Origin of the sequence: Syntrophomonas wolfei subsp. methylbutyratica (genome assembly GCF_001570625.1) — a bacterium.
Lineage (GTDB): Bacteria > Bacillota > Syntrophomonadia > Syntrophomonadales > Syntrophomonadaceae > Syntrophomonas > Syntrophomonas methylbutyratica.
This window is the reverse complement of record NZ_BBQT01000013.1, coordinates 1-16,832: the sequence shown is the minus strand read 5'-3', so window position 1 is coordinate 16,832 and position 16,832 is coordinate 1. Positions and strand designations below refer to the sequence as shown.

General features: G+C 47.6%; 14 protein-coding genes and 1 riboswitch. Of the genes, 4 read left to right on the top strand and 10 right to left on the bottom strand.

Translation table 11 applies throughout. From position 1 onward, the window contains the following. Nucleotides 1-164: 164 nt before the first annotated feature. Nucleotides 165-275, bottom strand: a riboswitch (TPP riboswitch). Nucleotides 276-566: 291 nt separating this feature from the next. Next, nucleotides 567-1,523 (top strand): glycosyltransferase, encoded by a 957-nt coding sequence (locus AWB54_RS09960; RefSeq protein ID WP_061214516.1) that lies wholly within the window; start codon nt 567-569, stop codon nt 1,521-1,523. Here AWB54_RS09960 and AWB54_RS09955 read toward each other — a convergent pair. Next, nucleotides 1,478-2,245, bottom strand: coding sequence for a glycosyltransferase family 2 protein (locus AWB54_RS09955; RefSeq protein ID WP_061214458.1), 768 nt, complete (start codon nt 2,243-2,245; stop codon nt 1,478-1,480). The two genes, AWB54_RS09960 and AWB54_RS09955, sit on opposite strands and share 46 nt — an antisense overlap. 18 nt (nt 2,246-2,263) lie before the next feature. Continuing rightward, on the bottom strand, nt 2,264-3,181 hold the full coding sequence (locus AWB54_RS09950) for an NAD-dependent epimerase/dehydratase family protein (protein ID WP_061214457.1): 918 nt from the start codon (nt 3,179-3,181) through the stop codon (nt 2,264-2,266). 947 nt (nt 3,182-4,128) lie between these two features. Between AWB54_RS09950 and AWB54_RS09945 the strand changes: the two genes are divergently transcribed. Further along, a complete protein-coding gene (locus AWB54_RS09945; RefSeq protein ID WP_235811155.1) occupies nt 4,129-5,379 on the top strand; it encodes a nucleotide sugar dehydrogenase in 1,251 nt (416 codons plus the stop codon). 228 nt (nt 5,380-5,607) lie between these two features. Here AWB54_RS09945 and AWB54_RS09940 read toward each other — a convergent pair whose 3' ends face one another. From AWB54_RS09940 to AWB54_RS09905, 8 genes are all read right to left on the bottom strand, one after another. Further along, nucleotides 5,608-6,603, bottom strand: a complete 996-nt coding sequence (locus AWB54_RS09940) for an acyl-CoA dehydratase activase (protein WP_061214456.1) — start codon at nt 6,601-6,603, stop codon at nt 5,608-5,610. 25 nt (nt 6,604-6,628) lie between these two features. Further along, nucleotides 6,629-7,738, bottom strand: coding sequence for a CoA protein activase (locus AWB54_RS09935; RefSeq protein WP_061214455.1), 1,110 nt, complete (start codon nt 7,736-7,738; stop codon nt 6,629-6,631). Next, entirely contained in the window at nt 7,680-8,705 is a 1,026-nt protein-coding gene (locus AWB54_RS09930; protein ID WP_061214454.1) for an acyl-CoA dehydratase activase-related protein, read from the bottom strand. Before AWB54_RS09930 ends, AWB54_RS09935 begins: the two co-directional genes overlap by 59 nt. Beyond that, complete coding sequence (locus AWB54_RS09925) at nt 8,702-10,147, bottom strand: spore germination protein (RefSeq protein ID WP_394326493.1); 1,446 nt, start codon at nt 10,145-10,147, stop codon at nt 8,702-8,704. Before AWB54_RS09925 ends, AWB54_RS09930 begins: the two co-directional genes overlap by 4 nt. A 67-nt stretch (nt 10,148-10,214) precedes the next feature. Then, entirely contained in the window at nt 10,215-10,574 is a 360-nt protein-coding gene (gene spoVAE, locus AWB54_RS09920; protein WP_061214452.1) for a stage V sporulation protein AE, read from the bottom strand. 16 nt (nt 10,575-10,590) lie between these two features. Further along, on the bottom strand, nt 10,591-11,601 hold the full coding sequence (gene spoVAD, locus AWB54_RS09915) for a stage V sporulation protein AD (protein ID WP_061214451.1): 1,011 nt from the start codon (nt 11,599-11,601) through the stop codon (nt 10,591-10,593). 21 nt (nt 11,602-11,622) lie between these two features. After that, the gene (gene spoVAC / locus AWB54_RS09910; RefSeq protein WP_061214450.1) at nt 11,623-12,090 is read right to left on the bottom strand and encodes a stage V sporulation protein AC; all 468 of its coding nucleotides are present in this window, start codon (nt 12,088-12,090) and stop codon (nt 11,623-11,625) included. Between the two features lie 289 nt (nt 12,091-12,379). After that, a complete protein-coding gene (locus AWB54_RS09905; RefSeq protein WP_338064095.1) occupies nt 12,380-12,568 on the bottom strand; it encodes a dodecin family protein in 189 nt (62 codons plus the stop codon). A 198-nt stretch (nt 12,569-12,766) separates the two neighbouring features. Here AWB54_RS09905 and AWB54_RS09900 point away from each other — a divergent pair, with 198 nt between their 5' ends. Then, on the top strand, nt 12,767-13,510 hold the full coding sequence (locus tag AWB54_RS09900; protein ID WP_338064096.1) for a glycosyltransferase: 744 nt from the start codon (nt 12,767-12,769) through the stop codon (nt 13,508-13,510). 343 nt (nt 13,511-13,853) lie between these two features. Then, the gene (locus AWB54_RS09890; RefSeq protein WP_061214446.1) at nt 13,854-16,466 is read left to right on the top strand and encodes a calcium-translocating P-type ATPase, PMCA-type; all 2,613 of its coding nucleotides are present in this window, start codon (nt 13,854-13,856) and stop codon (nt 16,464-16,466) included. Nucleotides 16,467-16,832 lie beyond the last annotated feature (366 nt).

Sequence of the window (16,832 nt, the reverse complement as noted above, 5' to 3'; positions counted from 1 at the left end):
TAAGAATAGTTGTCGGTCATCAGGCGTCAGTGATTAGAAGGGGATATTTCCTGCCGCATTTTACTATTCGAGCCCCTACCGACTCTTCTTTCATCGGTAGTTGTGCCCCCCTGGGCCATGAAATAAAAATACAGGTTAACCAGCAAAAAAGGTCAACCTGTCAAGTCTCCAGGTAAACGCTTCCCTCCGCTGGCATTATCCAGTTCAGGTGCAAAGGGTCAGAGGCTGTCCCCCTATCTCAGCTTTGCCCGGGCAAAGCTCCCCCAGCGTCTAGTATTCAGCTCTAATAAAGTATTATATCATTATCTTCCAAATTGAGCTATCTTTTTCTTCCGGTGTCAAGGGGACGGTCCTTTTGACACCTTAGCCCCTACTCCTTACTTTTCTTACTAATCAATATAAAACGATTTTTCCGGTCTGCCTGCTTACTTGGAACCTGGAAGCGGACCAGAACATATTATAGAAGTAAAAGAAATACCTGGAACCAATACTTTCAGGCCAGAGCTTCAATAATTAACTGGTACCTCCCATTTTGGTGAATCAGATAAAGGGGGCTGGTGGTGCAGATGAAACTTCTGGTCATAAGCGGCGATTTCCGGCAATACCTCGATTCCAGCTTTCATTCCTTAATGACTGCTCTGGCCGATTTACTGGAACTTTACTTATGGCATGAGAGCGGGTCTATAAAAGATATCCTGCCCCTATTGCCTTCAACCCCTGATTTTGTACTGCTGAATGAGCCCGGCGAAATAAATAGCCCGGTCATTGATGAACTTTCTTCACTTTCTATACCTTATGCTGTCTACCTGCATGATCTGCATCATGATTCTTGTAAGGAAGCCTTGCAGGATAAAAAATTATGCTGGGTTTTCACGCGCTACCGGGATAGATTTCGGGACTGGTATCCGGAATGGCAAAATAGAATGAGCTGGCTTCCTCATCATATTGACAGCAATATTTTCAAAGATTATCACTTGCCCAAAACTATCGATTACCTTATGATGGGGGCGCTGCATGAATATATTTACTCCTTGCGCTATAAAATCCGGGAGAAAATGACGGAAAAGCCGGGATTCGTCTATCATGAACACCCCGGCTACAAGCATTTCTCCCCGGCGGAGATGAAAAAACTCTTTGTCGGCCCCAACTATGCCCGGGAAATAAACCGGGCCAAGCTATTTTTAAGCTGTGACTCCGTCTATAAATACCCGCTTTTGAAATATTTTGAGGTTTTAGCCTGCAACACATTGTTACTGGCCCCCTCCTCACCGGAACTTCTGGATTTAGGCTTCGTCCCCGGGGTTCATTTTGTGGAGATTGATGAGCTGAATTTCGAAGAGAAGGCTGAGTATTACCTGAAACATGAGAAGGAGCGGAAGGAAATAGCCCGGCAGGGCTATGAGATGGTGCGCGAAAAACACTCTAGCACCCGGCGCGCAGCGCAATTGCTGGAGATGGTTGAGGGGATTCTTGAGTCTTATTCCAGTTTCCCCCATTCGCGGCCCTGGTTGCGGACGATTTGAGACATCTTTTCAAAGTATAGTTTTTCATTTAGGGCAATGCGCTCTTCTACTCCTTTGCCCTTGTCCCGGGGATGGAATAGATGCACCGTTTCCGCCCCGGTTTCAAAATAGGAACAAGCGTTCATCTGCAAGCGCCCCACCAGGTCATCGTCTTCATACCAAACCCCTACAAAGTCCTCATCGAAACCGCCTATGGAATAGAATTCACTCCGGCTGACCGCCATCAAAAAAGGGAGTCTAATACGCAAATCATCACAAAGCTCCAATGCTTGAGGCTCATATTTTCCTTGCCGTTCCTCAATATGGCGTAAAAATTCTCCACTCCAATCATTCTTGCCTAACCCTGGTATAGCAATAAGATTAGGCTTCTGCAGCAATGGTTCCGCCAGATAAAACACGGTATCATTCAAATGGTACATTTCCGCGTCACAGAGTATCAAAATGCTGCCAGCAGCGATACGGGCCCCTATATTCATGGCAAATCCCTGACCCCGCCACTTGATATTTCCATCCAGATTTCTTTTTCCGCTGAAAAAATATTTGAGGTTCAGGCTTTGTTCGTATTCCCGGCAAACCCGTTCGGTATCATCCGGGATGCCGTCATTGAGAACGATAGTTTCAAAAGGATAGGGTATTTTCTGTTGCGCCAGCGAAAAAAGATTCCATTTTAAGAGATCTGCCCGGAGCAAACTGGGTATGATTATGGAAACCAAGGCTTTCAAGCTCCCCATTCCTCCTCTCTATTTTCCCAATCGATAGGTTTCCCGCATCCATTGGATAGTGGCCGGGATGCCCTCCTCCAACAGGGTTTTGGGCTGGTAGTTTAACTCCTTTACCGCCTTGCTTATATCCGGTTTTTTAACCCGGGTAGTAAAATTTTCCTCATCTTTATAGGTGACCAGGCTATCATCCTGCCCCAGGTAATCCAGTATCATATCGGAAACGCTCTTCATATCATGCAGCTCAATTCCGGCAATATTGTATACCTCCCCGGCTTGGAAATTGTCCGGGATACTGGCCAGGGCACGAATACAATCATCTATATACAGGGAAGTCCTCTGGTGCTGGCGGTATACGGTATAAGGCAAGGAATGCAGGGCACGATAGATAAAAACGCAAAGGGCGCTGCGGTAAGGAGCATAGAATTCGCCCGGTCCATAGGTGTTGAACAACCTGACTCTGACCGTTTGCGTCCCTGCCATCAGGGCCGAGTTGAGAATCTGCATTTCATTGGCCCACTTGGAGATGGCATAATCATTCATCTGTTTAATCGCCACTTCGTTCATGACTTCTTCGGCCATTATCCCATCGTAGTCACCATATACTTCGGAGCTGCTGCTAAAGATCATTCTAAAGCCGAACTGTTCTTGCAGTCGCAAAAGGTTCTTGGTGCCAACAGCGTTGCTTGTCCACATTTGTTCATAATAGTCCTCCCCATTCCAGCGGCCAAATTCAGCCGCCAGGTGATAGACCAGGTCAAATTCCTCTTGCTCGAACAGAATCTGCAATTGCCGAAACTTGCTTATATCGCAACGATAATAGTTGTTTTCATGACTGTGAAAAAGATCACAGGCCCAGACCTGCTCCCCCTGGGCCCGCAGTTCACGAACCAGGCTGGAGCCTACTACGCCCTTGCCTCCGGTAACCAGGATTTTCATGCAATGCACCTCCGCAATTCCCTACTCTTGATTTTGCGTGAATACTTTTTGCCTTTTTATTATATGAGTTCAATTTCACCAGGGTGAGTAAATGAAAGCAAGATAAATGGAACCACCTTATAGATTAGGCAGTGAATCATTAAAGGCTTTAGAAATATGTTCAATAAGACAATATTTAATCTACTGGTATTTTCCGAAAATATGTATATAATAATAAATGAGAGGTTCTCAAGCGGTCACTTGAAAACCTCTCCGGCCATCGGGAAAAGTAATACAATTCCTGGTGCGAATATGTTCTGAAGTGTTCTATTCGGAAAGGCTGATGTGGGGCATCAGTCTTTCTTCGTTACTGCGATAATCGAGACGATTAAAGAGAGAAGCAACAGTAATTCTACTGTGTTCAATCCTTTCACCCCCTCTCCCGGCATCTACACCAGGAATCGAGGGTCTTCACCAACAACCACTATAATTCTAGCATAACAGCCTATTAAAACAGATAGGCTTATTTTTGATGTCACTGCAAAAAGTTATAAATATGCATTAGCTTGCATAAATATACCGCTCGCAGTCTTCGCATGGGCAACACCTGCGGCTTGTCTCGCGGCTCAAGGGGTGCCGCGCTAATCTCCCATCCTGGTCAGTAGCGCTCTCGCGACGTCCTGTCGCTCGCCCCCTTTCGCCTGCTCGCCTTCGCCTGGTGTTGCATCCATGCTTCGCCAACGCTCTCTTTGCATATTTATGCAACCCTATGCAAAAAAAGGGGTTTTTGCAGTGGAGTCATTTTTATGAAAATTTATAAGGTGGTCTTAAAACTTATCTTCCGCACCCTGGAGGATTAGAGGGATGAATTTATACGTTAGCCCTCAATTTGGTAACTCGCCGGAGCGGAAATGAATAAATTATATGGTAAGATGCGGTTTTGTTTTTATCGACAGGAGAGAAGAGATGTGAAACAAGTAATAGTAATGGGATTGGGTTACATCGGGCTGCCCACCGCCGTAATTCTGGCGGCAAACGCTTACCGGGTTACGGGTGTGGACCGGGATATTAAGCTTTTGCAGGAGCTGGAACAGGGAAAAATCCATATTGAGGAGCCTAATCTGAATCTGTTGTTTCAGCAAGTTCGCAGCGAAAAAAAGCTTCGCTTCTCTCCCCAGCCGGAAAATGCCGATATATTCATAATTGCAGTTCCTACTCCGGCCCGGGCGGACAAAAGCTGTGATATGACTAATGTTCTGCAGGCAGTAGAAAGTATTCTACCCCAGCTGCAAACGGGCAACCTGCTTATTATTGAGTCCACTATTCCACCCTTGAGCTGTGAAGAAATTATAAAACCGTTGCTGGAAGAGGCCGGTCATAAAGTGGGGGAAAATCTTTTTCTGGCCTTTTGTCCTGAACGGGTTTTACCCGGGGATATAGTGCGGGAGTTGCTGGTGAACAATCGGGTTATTGGGGGCTTTACCCGCCGATGCGCCCAGGAGGCAGCCAAGTTTTACGGCAGTTTTCTCCAGGGCGAGATATCTTTGAGCGACCTGAAAACGGCCGAAATGACTAAATTACTGGAAAACACTTTCCGCGATGTCAATATAGCACTGGTCAACGAAATGACCCGGATATGCAGCCACCTGGGTATTGATGTCTTGGAGGTGATTCGCCTGGCCAATAAACATCCCCGGGTCAAGCTGCTGCAACCTGGTCCCGGTGTAGGAGGCCATTGCCTGGCAGTGGACCCCTATTTTATTGTGGAAAAAGCTCCCTCACTAACTCCGCTAATCAAAACTGCCCGAGAAGTCAATGCCAGTATGCCTGCTTTCATAGTAGAAAAGGTCCAAAACCTGGTTGCTGGCATGGATAAGCCGCATATTGCGGTTTTTGGCCTGAGTTACAAGGGTAATATAGGAGATTTAAGGGAAAGTCCAGCTTGGGAGATCGTTAAGGCATTAAGGCAGGAAGGTTATTCTATCAAGGTCTTTGACCCCCATGTAAGAAGTGTTTCCGGGGAAAACTCAGCGCCAGCAGCAGTTAAAGACAGCGATTTGATTCTAATATTAACTGAACATGATGAATTTCGCCATTTGGATTATGATGAGCTGGCCGCAGACATGCGAACTCCTTTAGTTTTTGATACCAGAAACATAATCCCGGCGGCAGCTAATCCCTTTTCCCGCATCCGGCTTTGCCATCTGGGCAATACTTAGTGAGAAAAGTGAGGAGTGAGGGGTTAATTTATTTTATGACATCTTACTATTCAAGCCTCTACTAACTCACTTTTCATCGGTGTTTTTGCCCCTGGGCCATGGGGGTTAGTAAGAGAAGTGAGGAGTAAAGACCTTAATAGCACCTAAAGGGATCGTGTTTGAACAACCCCGGCCCCTTGTCAATGGCTACTCTCAATAAGTTAACAACTTAAGTGCCTGGCACCATTATTATACTACTTTCAATTTTTCGCGGGGTTGTTTTATGGAGCTTTCCCATTTTTTGCAGCGATCACCCCAGTAAGCCAAGACCTCATTGTCTCGTTTAATACAAACCACTTCACAGAGATTGGGACAGCCCGAGCACTCATGACTGTTGGAAGTAAAATTGCCTTCCAGGACAAAATTGTCCCCCCGGAAGCGGGTGGGGCTATGGCTTAGCTCAATCTGTTCCCGGGCCAGGATAGCCGCTCCTATGGCTCCCATAACTTCATAATGAGCAGGTACATTTATTTTCAAGCCCAGTATTTTTTCAAAGGCTTTGGCCAAACCACGGTTGGCCGCGACTCCGCCCTGGAATACCACCGGTTCCTCAATTTTTTTGCCTTTGCCGACATTGTTCAGGTAATTTCTTACCAGGGCTTCACAAAGGCCCATTATAATGTCTTCTACGGGAAAACCCATTTGTTGTTTGTGAATCATATCCGATTCGGCAAAAACTCCGCAGCGACCGGCAATTCTTACCGGATGGCCGGATTTTACCGCATAATCACCGAACTCCTGAATGGGAATATTGAGGCGGGCTGATTGTTGGTCTAAAAACGAGCCGGTACCGGCAGCACATACGGTATTCATAGCAAAGTCATGTACAATGTTGTTGCGCAAGATTATTATCTTGGAGTCTTGTCCCCCTATTTCAATAATAGTTTTAGCACCGGGAAAAAGATGGGATGCCGCTACCGCATGGGCGGTTATTTCGTTTTTTACCACATCGGCCCCCAGCAAAACGGCGGCCAGGTGACGACCGCTGCCGGTGCTGCCTACCGCTCTTATTTTTCCGTGCTGCTTATCTAAACCATCGCTGATGCTGGCATAGCCATCTTTCAAGGCCTTCACCGGATTGCCCAGGGTTCGCAAATAGAGTTTTCGGTATAGCCTGCCGTTCTGATCCAGCAGAATAAAATTGCTGCTGACGGAGCCGATATCCACACCCAGATAAAGGTTCAATCCATCTTCCCTTCTTTCTAAATTATTATGCCCGAGCTTCTAATAACAGGGGGCTTGACGATAAATTCTTCTTTCTTTGCAGCATATCTACAAAGGCTTCCAACCTCGTATATACCCCGGCTGCTCCCGAATGCTCGTCAAAATACAGCGTCATACAGGGTATTTCAAGTTCTTCACTGACCTTTCCCAGTATGGATTGGGCTACAATCTCCGGCATACAGGTCAAGGGGGCTATCTGAATTATGCCGTTATAGTCCCGGCGGGCAAAATCTACCGTAGAACCAACTGTTTCCCGCCCATGGCCTCCAACTTCATAGTTTAAATAAGGACGGGAAGACTGAATAATCTGTTTATGATTGGATTTGCGTAAGTAACCTCCAAAAAGATGATCATTAACCCAATCGCTAACATAGATGGAGCGGCTAACCTGCGCATCCAGCCGTCCCAGGCAACGAGCCACATGGCAGTTGCTGGCCGGTTCCAGAATAGTATATATTTCACCTACCAGGCCAATCTTTAATACCTCGGCGCCTTTGCAGGGGCTCTTTTCCATTTCCCTTAAGCTTTCCTGGGCGATTTTCTCCACCTCCTGCTGGCTCTCCGCCTCATCGATCGCCTGCAGAGCCCGTTCAAATACTGTTTCCATATAATTTTTATCTATAGCCCGGGGCAGGCAGTATTCCAAGGTTTTTTCCAGTTTTTCAATAGCAACGAGTTTTTTCCAGGCAAAACGAATGGCCTTGTAGGCTTCCCGGACTGAAGCCTTCTCCCCCAGGGCTTTTAACTGCAGCAATAATTCAGAAATACGCGAATCAGGGGCTTCCAGGACAACCATTTTAAAATCATAACCTAACTCCTGCAGAATCTCTCTTTCCACCTGGGCATAATAGCCAAAGCGGCAAGGTCCCCAGCCTCCGGCCATAACAATGGTATCAGCTCCCTGTTCCAGAGCTTCAATAAAATTGCCCATATTAATCTTCAGCGGCAGGCAGGCAAATTCCGGCGAGTATTTCACTCCCAGTTCCATGGTCTTCTGGCTTATCGGCGGCGGTGCTATTACCTCCAGCTTCAAGCCTTTAAACAGTGTTTTCAAAGGAATGTAGAGATGCCCCATATGGGGAAAGCTTACTTTCACTCCCGCAGTTCCTCCTTCGCCGCAACATATCGCAAAAAGCCTCCAGTCTGGTTATAATTCCAGCTTCCCCGCTATGCTCATCAACGGTAAGAAGAATGAAGGGCTTCTTATCCCGGATTTTGCGTTCAATTATTTCCCCAACGAGAGAATCGGGACCACAGCCAAAACAAGCCAGGTAAATAATTCCGTCAACATCCTCTCTTTGGCTCAGGTGCAGAGCACTTCCCAGCATTTTGCGCCCCAGGGTCCAGAAAACCCTTTTCGGTACCGTGGCCGCTTCTGCTTCCACCTCCTGGCTGCCCAAATGCTCGGGCAGGAGAACTTTGCAGTTCATAGCCCGCAAGCGTTTAACCAGGTTCATGCTGATACGCTCGTCATAAAGCGAATAACCATGTCCTAAAACCCCTATATTCAGGTCTGTTTCCCGCTCTGCCTCCATTGCTCCCCCCTCCCAAATCTTGATGGCCTCCTCCATGGTGAATCCCTGGCTGGCCAGAGAACGACATAAACGCAGCTCCTCGCAGCCGTGCTGGTAAGCCAGTTGGATTTTAGGCACCTGGCGGGTAAAGAGACGGCCCACTCGGATTATGTCCTTCTTAAAGCATTTTTCATCACGGCTCAAGTCAACCGTTATATCTATCAGGGGAGGGGTATCCTTTATCAAGGCCCTTACCATATCCGGCAAACCCATGAATTTGGGGCAGATATAGCTGCGGGCTTCCACACTGACCAGCCGGGGTACAAAGAGATAATCCGGTTCTTCCCGGCATAATTCCGCCACATGGCCCAGGTAGACCTTGATAGGGAAGCAGGTTTCATCTACAGCCAGCTCAATTCCTCGTTCTACCGTATTCCGGTTGCTGGGTGAGGAAGTAAGTACTTCGACTCCCAAATCCAAAAAAAAGCTTTTCCACAGGGGATAGTAATAGTAATAAAATAAACTGCGGGGTATACCCACCCTGCTCATTTTTCTTCTCTCCTCCTTTTAAAAGCCGGGCTGGGTTGCCGGCTCTGGTCCTGGGTATTTAAAATTTCCGGGCGCAGGTTCTGGATGGGAACCGGGGAACGCACCAAAATACCTTTTAGAGCCCGGTAGTTAAAGGGAATTAAGGGCCATAAATAGGGTACCTTAAGTGATTTAGTAAAAGCAGCCAGGAGTATTACCAAAATGCTGGCAACGATAAAGCCGGGCAAACGGAAAAATCCGGTTCCCAGAAGGATAAAAAACCTCGCTAAACGGTTGGCCATAGCCATTTCATAGCTGGGAGTGCAATAAGAGCCAACCGCTACCATAGCGGTATAAAGTATTACTTCCGGTACCAGGAGGCCAATTTTTACTGCCACATCTCCGATTAATAAAGCGGCAATGACCCCCAGAGCCGTAGCCAGAGGCGAGGGGGTGTGTATGGCAGCCATCCGCATCATATCCAGGCTGATTTCAGCTATAACAAATTGCAGGAAGATGGGGACATTCCCCACTTCTTTGGGCCCGATAAACTTCAATGAAGCGGGCAGAATCTCGGGAGACAGGGCCAGTAAAAGCCACAACGGGGTAATAATTATGGAAGCCAGCACCGCTATAAAACGCACCCACCTTATGTATACGCCTACACTGGGGCTTTGCCGGTATTCTTCGGCATGTTGCAGGTGGTGAAAAAAAGTTACGGGAAGAATCATAACACTGGGAGAGGTGTCCACCATTACCAGTACATGGCCTTCCAATAAATGCACTGCGGCTACATCCGGCCTTTCCGTATAGCGGACCTTGGGGAAGGGATTCCACCAGTTGCCGGGCATAATCAGTTCTTCCACCGATTTCTCCGCCATGGGCAGGGCATCAATGGCAATGCCGGATATTTTGGACTTGATATCTTCTACCAGGGCCGGGTCAGCCACATCTTTTAAATAGCAGACGCAGATATCGGTCTTGGACCTTTTACCCGCCTGCAGCAGTTCAATCCGCAGTTTGGGGTCCCTCACCCGCCGCCGCAAGAGGGCGGTATTAAAGACAATCGTCTCGGTAAAGCCATCCCGGGAACCTCTAACAACCCTTTCTATGTCCGGTTCTTCGGGGTTGCGGGCCGGGTAGGTGCGAGGGTCTATAATAAATGCTTCTTCACTGCCATCTATAATGAAGAGAACTGAACCGGATAATACCGAATAAAGCAGTTCATCTATTTTGTTCTCCGTAGTCAGTTCCACATAGGGAACACCTTTTTCCAAAATGCTCTTCACCGTACTGGAAAGAAATACTTCTTTCTTCAGGGCTAACAAAGATTTCATGCATTCCGTCATGATGTCGTCCTTGACAAAACCGTCCAGGCATATGAAGGCAGCTTTCCTGCCTCCCACCCGTACTTCCCGCACGATCAGGTCAAAATTCTCCCCTTCGGCCAGTTCCTTCTTCATAATATCCAGGTTTATATCATAATCTTTACCCAAATAAAGATGGGGACCTTTTTTAAACAAACAAAAATCATCCCTTCGGGTTAAATAAAACTGCGGCCAGGTAGCCGAAAACTACGGCCGCTGTGATCCCGGCAGCAGCAGCTTCTACTCCCCCGCTGAAAGCTCCCAGCAATCCCTTTTGTTCCACGGCTTTCAGAGTTCCCTGGGTCAGGAGATGGCCAAAACCGGATAAGGGTATAGTAGCCCCGGCCCCTCCGATTTTTACCAAAGGCTCGTACAGCCCTAGCCCGCTGAGAACGGCCCCACCGGAAATATAACCTACCAGTATATGCCCCGGGGTTATACTGGCCCTGGTCAGATCCATTATTAGCTGTCCCAGAAGACAAAGAAGACCTCCGATAAGAAACGCCATATATAGCGGTACCATATTTGCCCCTCCAGCGTTAGTTTTCTATAGCCACGGCATGAGCAATCGCGGGAATACTTTCACCCTGAAAACTGGTGATCGGACTCATAAGAGCGCCAGTAGCGACAAAAAGCAGTTTATTTATCTCCCCGGCTGTCATTTTTTTTAGTAAAGGACCGCACAAGATACAGGCGGAACAACCGCAGCCGCTGCCCCCGGCATTTACTTCCTGAAAATCATCATAAAGCAAAACGCCACAGTCACTGTAGTTGGGCTCAGGCTGCAGCCCGTCTTTTATAAATAGCTCCCGGGTAATAGCCATCCCTACTTTTCCCAGGTCGCCGGTTACAATCAAGTCATAATAATCAGAAGACCGGTTCAGGTCATTAAAGTGCGTCTTTATGGTATGGGCGGCCGCCGGGGCCATAGCACTGCCCATATCGCTGATATCTTTTTGATCCATATCAATAACTTTTCCTATACTTACTGCAGTTATACGGGGACCGGTTCCAACAGGTTCCAGCAGTACTGCTCCGGCAGCAGTTGCTGTCCATTGAGAGCTGGGGGTCTTTTGCACTCCTTGCTCAGTAGGAAAGCGAAATTGTCTTTCCGCCGTATAATGATGGCTGCAGGCGGCAGCAATCACCCGTTCAAAAAATTCGCCATCCACTAGAATAGCTGCTAATAAAAGGGCCTCCGCCATAGTGGAGCAAGCGCCGTAAAGCCCTAAAAACGGAATCCCCAATTCGCGAGCTGCATAATTGGAGGAAACCAGTTGATTCAGCAGGTCTCCCGCCATCAGTATTTCCGCATCAGCTTCATCGAAATTCCTTTTGTTCAAGGCCTTTTTGACCGTCTCCCGGAGCATCTTGTTTTCGGCTTTTTCCCAGGATTCTTCCCCGAAAAGATAATCTTCCATGCTCCAATCAAAATCCTGGCCCCAGGGTCCCTGCCCTTCCTTGGGTCCTGCTATGGAAGCCCAGGAAGTAATAACCGGGGGCTTGTCAAAAACCAGCGTTTGCGCCCCTCTTTTCTTTTTAGCCGGCATATTATCCCCCTCTATTTGTGTTTAGCTGCTAAGGAAGACCTTGATTAAACCTATCAGGACCGCCACAACAAAACCAAAAAGCAAGGTGGGGCCTGCTACCGTAAAAATCCGGGCACCCACCCCGAATATGTAGCCTTCCCGCTTGAATTCCATAGCTGAAGCTACTATTGCGTTGGCGAAGCCGGTAATGGGAACAATAGAACCGGCACCAGCTTTTTTCCCCAGTTCATCATAGATTCCGATACCGGTAAGAAAGGCTCCCAGGAATATCATAATTACCGATGTATAAGAAGAAGCATCAACTTTGCCTATACCCTGGTTGAGAAGATAATTCATTATTAGCTGGGCCAGGAGACAGATAAGCCCTCCTACAATAAATGCCCAAATACAGTGCTTAAGGAGGGGAGGTTTGGGTTTTGTCTGCTGTACCAGGTTTTCGTATTCCTCTACTTCAATCTTCTTCCATCGCTTCGGATCAGGTGTATTCACCAATTTTCCTCCTTGCCAGGGTATTATTTACTTTATGGCCTGAGATTATGCGAATGTTAGCTTTGCAGGGTATTGAAGGGACGGTTCCCTTTCGCCTGCTCGCCTTCGCCGGTGCAACCTTAATAGTGACACCCGTAGGGTGGAACACCAGGAGTACCCGAAGGGTGCTGCATCCATGCTTCGCCAATGCTCGCTTTGTATATTTATGCAACCCTTATGCAACAAAAGGGATTTTGCGGCAGAGTCACATTCAGAAAACTTGGCAAAGGGCCGTCCCTCAACACGATAGCTAGCCTAAATAGGCTATCCTGATATTGGCTTTGTATTCTACAATCTTGTTATCTGCGCAGTTGGCTGTCCAATTGACAACCTCAACACCGGAAATATTGTTAACATCCCGTGAGGCCTCACTCACTGCATTTTCCACCGCATCCTGCCAGCTTCTTCTTGATTCCCCGACAAATTCTGATACTTTCACCTGCAAAATAATAACCTCCTTTTAAATTGCTTTTAATATTCTGCTTTAGGCTTATGGCTTTTATACATTTTCTTACGGCAGGTGCCAAGGGTATCAAGGGGACGGTCCTTTTGACACCCTCCTCACTCCTCACCTTTCTTCCTAAACCAATGAAAGCGCTGCAGCATAGTATAAAGCTAAGGAGTGATTCATTTGCAGATGCATTATTCCACTAATACCGTACGGCTTAATAGGGATAAACTACATATGCGACAGCAAGGAGTCTCCATTATTACTTGCACCAACCGGCCCGAATGCCGAGATAATATTTTGGCTAATTTCTTCCGCCAGGATTTCTCGCCCAAAGAACTATTAATTATACTAAACTCGAACAGCATGAACTTGCGGGAATGGAGAATGTGGACGGCAGGTTTTCCTGCGGTAAGGGTGTTTCAAGTAGATGAATCTCAATCTCAAGGGGCCTGTCTGAATTATGCCTTAAACTATATCAATATGGGCTATGCCGCAAAATTTGACGATGACGATTATTATGCCCCGGGCTATTTGCAAGAACAAATGGAAGTGTTTCCGGTTAGCGGTGCACATGTGGTGGGGAAATCAAGCTGGTTTATCTACTTTGAAAACAGTCAGATCCTGGCAATTTTCAACCCTAATCATGAGAATTCCCACGAAGAATATCTTACCGGAGCCAGCCTGGTAATTAAGCGGGAAGTGTTTCAAGAGGTGAAGTTCCGGGATTTTAGTGTGGGAGAAGACCTCTGGTTCTTAAAGGACTGTATGGAAAAAGGGATCGTAATCTATTCTTCATCACGCTTTAACTTTGTTGGCATAAGACGCCCGAATCCGGAGAGTCATACCTGGCAGGAAAGCGAGGAACAGATAATGCCTCGCTGTGAGTTTGCAGCTCATACCGCTGACTACCGCCCGCTGATAATCAGGTAGACGCAATAGGAGCTGAGTCCCTGCCCCAGCCCTGCTTCCCGTACCATATTAATAAGCAGGCACAAAATGGATGTTTATAGGGTATAATATTAACCAGCTTTTTATCGCCTTCATTGCTCCCTGCTCTGCTCCAAGGGCTGAGGTTGCCGGATGGAGATGGGATATAATAAAAATGCACGGGGTTATTCTTTTCACCCGGGATATATTAGGGGCTTTATTGCGCTGTTCAGCAGGTAATAATAGCTTATGATAGTTGGGGACAAGCTATGGGAACTGGCCATTGGACTATTCTGGAGCTTGGGAACGGCCGGCATTATTACATAGATCGGAGGAGTATCGCAACTTGATACCATATACAGCAAATAATGAAGAATTGTTAAATCATTTGCAGGTGAACCCCGATAAGGGTTTAAGCTCCACAGAAGCCTCCAAACGCCTGGCGGAATACGGTGAAAACAAACTACAGGCGAAAAAGAAGAAAAGTATGCTGCAGCGATTCTGGGAGCAGTTTTATGATGTCATGATTCTAATCTTAATCCTGGCAGCGGCAATTTCATTTGTAGTTGCTTGCTATGAAGGAGAAGGTTTCTATGAACCGGTTTTAATCCTGTTGATTGTCGTACTTAATGCCATATTGGGTGTGGTTCAGGAAAGCAGAGCGGAAAAAGCCTTGGAGTCCTTGCAAGAGCTCTCCGCCCCTAATGCACGAGTCATGCGTGATGGCAAGGAAAGCATTATCGAGGCCTCTTTTTTAGTGCCGGGGGATATTATTAAACTAGAAGCGGGAGACAGTGTTCCTGCTGATGCCAGACTTATTCATTCCAACAGTTTAAAGTCTGAGGAATCGGCCCTGACCGGGGAATCGGTTCCCAGCGAAAAGGATGCGGCTGCCGAGGTAGCAGCCAACGCGCCTTTAGGCGATCGCTTCAACATGGTTTATGCCGGGTGCAGCATTACCTATGGTAATGCCCGGGCGGTGATTACTGCCACGGGAATGAATACGGAAATAGGTAAAATAGCCAGGCTCCTGGATGCCGCCAATGATAGGCAAACCCCTTTGCAGCACCGGCTGGCGGTGCTGGGTAAATATCTGGGGCTTTTGGCCCTGGGGATATGCGCCGTCATTTTTATTATCGGTTTAATCGATGGCATGAAAGTCATGGAAATCTTCATGATAGCAGTGGCACTGGCTGTTTCGGCTATTCCCGAAGGCCTGCCGGCGATTGTTACTATTGTTCTGGCCATTGGGGTACAGCGAATGGTAAAAAAGAACGCTATTATCAGAAGATTGCCGGCGGTGGAGACCCTGGGCAGCGCCTCAGTTATTTGCTCTGATAAAACGGGTACCTTGACCCAAAACCAAATGACCCTGGTAAAAGCCTTGGCTGACGGCGCTTCTGTTTTGGAGGATATTGGTGAAAGCAATTCTGCCGTTATTAAAAAACTCTTGCAATATGCTGCGCTATGCTGTGATGGTACGGTAGAGTTTGAGGATGGCAAGGAACGCCATATTGGTGACCCTACCGAGACCTCCATCGTCCTGGCTGCTCATAAAAACCACCTGCCCAAGGATGAGTTAAACCGCCTGTACCCGCGATTGGCTGAATTGCCCTTTGATTCTGAGCGCAAGTTAATGACAACGGTTAATCGAATTGATGGCAAATACATGGTAATTGTCAAAGGCGCCTTCGATGTTTTAGCCGCCAGGTGCATAGCCGGAGACCTGGAAGCAGCACGAAGATTCAACAATGAAATGAGCCGGCAGGCTTTGCGCGTACTGGCGGTAGCTTATAAAGAAATTGAAACTCTGCCCGAAACAGCCAGCAGCGAAGAACTGGAAAAGGATCTTATTTTCATGGGTTTGCTGGGCATGATTGACCCACCCCGGCCGGAAGCGCGGGAGGCGGTGGCCGTCTGCCAGCGGGCCGGAATCAAACCGGTCATGATAACCGGCGACCATGTAGAAACCGCTTCTGCCATTGCTAAAGACCTGGGCATAATGCTTGAGGGAGACCAGGCCATTACCGGCAGTGAACTGGCTAATTTATCCGCTAGCGAGCTGGATGAGCAGGTGCGGCAGATTTCGGTCTATGCCCGGGTTTCACCGGAAGATAAAATCCGCATTGTTCGCGCCTGGCAGCATCAGGGTGAAATCGTGTCCATGACCGGCGATGGGGTAAATGATGCTCCGGCTTTAAAAGCCGCAGATATCGGCTGTGCCATGGGTATTACCGGTACTGATGTAGCCAAAGGCGCCGCCGATATGATACTGACGGATGATAATTTCGCCACCATCGTGGATGCGGTAAAGGAAGGCCGGGGTATTTATGATAATATCAAAAAAACCGTGGGCTTCCTGCTGGGAACCAATGTGGGTGAAGTACTGGCTGTCTTTATGGCTATGATATTATGGAAAGCCTCACCATTCCTGGCTATGCAGCTTTTGCTGATTAACCTGGTTACCGATGGCCTGCCTGCTATTGCACTGGGCCTGGAACCGGTGGAAAGTGATGTTATGGAGCGCAAGCCCAAGCCCAAAGAGGAGAGTATTTTTGCTCATGGTATGGGCACCCGCATAATACTGCAGGGGGCCATGTTTGCGCTTTTAACCCTTATTGGCTTCTTTATGGTCTGGCAAAGCACCGGGGATATCGTGGCCGGGCGCAGCATGGCGTTTCTGGTAATGGCGCTTTCGCAGGTAATTCATTCCTTCAACATGCGCTCCAGCCACTCGTTGTTTAAAACCGGCATTTTCACCAATCGCTACTTGAATGGCGCTGCCTTTATTTCCCTGGCCTTGCTGGCTCTGGTGGCCTTTCTTCCCCCGGTGGCCTTCGCCTTTGGCTTGACGCAGTTGTCTGCTGTTATGTACTTCTACGCCCTGGGCCTGGCCCTGGTTCCGGTATTAGTCCTGGAATTTTCCAAAGCCTTCGGGCTAGTGAAGCATCAAGCCTAAACATGTCCGCTTAATTGATCTTTGATTTAACTGCAAAAAGTTATTAATATTCATTGGCTTGTAAAAATATATCGCTCAGCAAACTTAATAGCGACTAAAGGGTATGTAGGGAACGACCCCCGTGTCGTTCCGGAATCAGGCGCAGCAACCTTAATAGCGACTGCAAGGCATTGTAAGGGCGGTCTTCGGCCGTCCGCTTTTTCCTTTGCCAGCGTTTTGTATATTCATAACCACCTTATGATTCTACTGCAAAAAGTTATTAATATTCATTGGCTTGTATAAATATACCGCTCGCAGTCTTCGCATGGGCAACACCTGCGGCTTGTCTCGCGGCTCAAGGGGTACACGCTAACCTCCCATCCATGG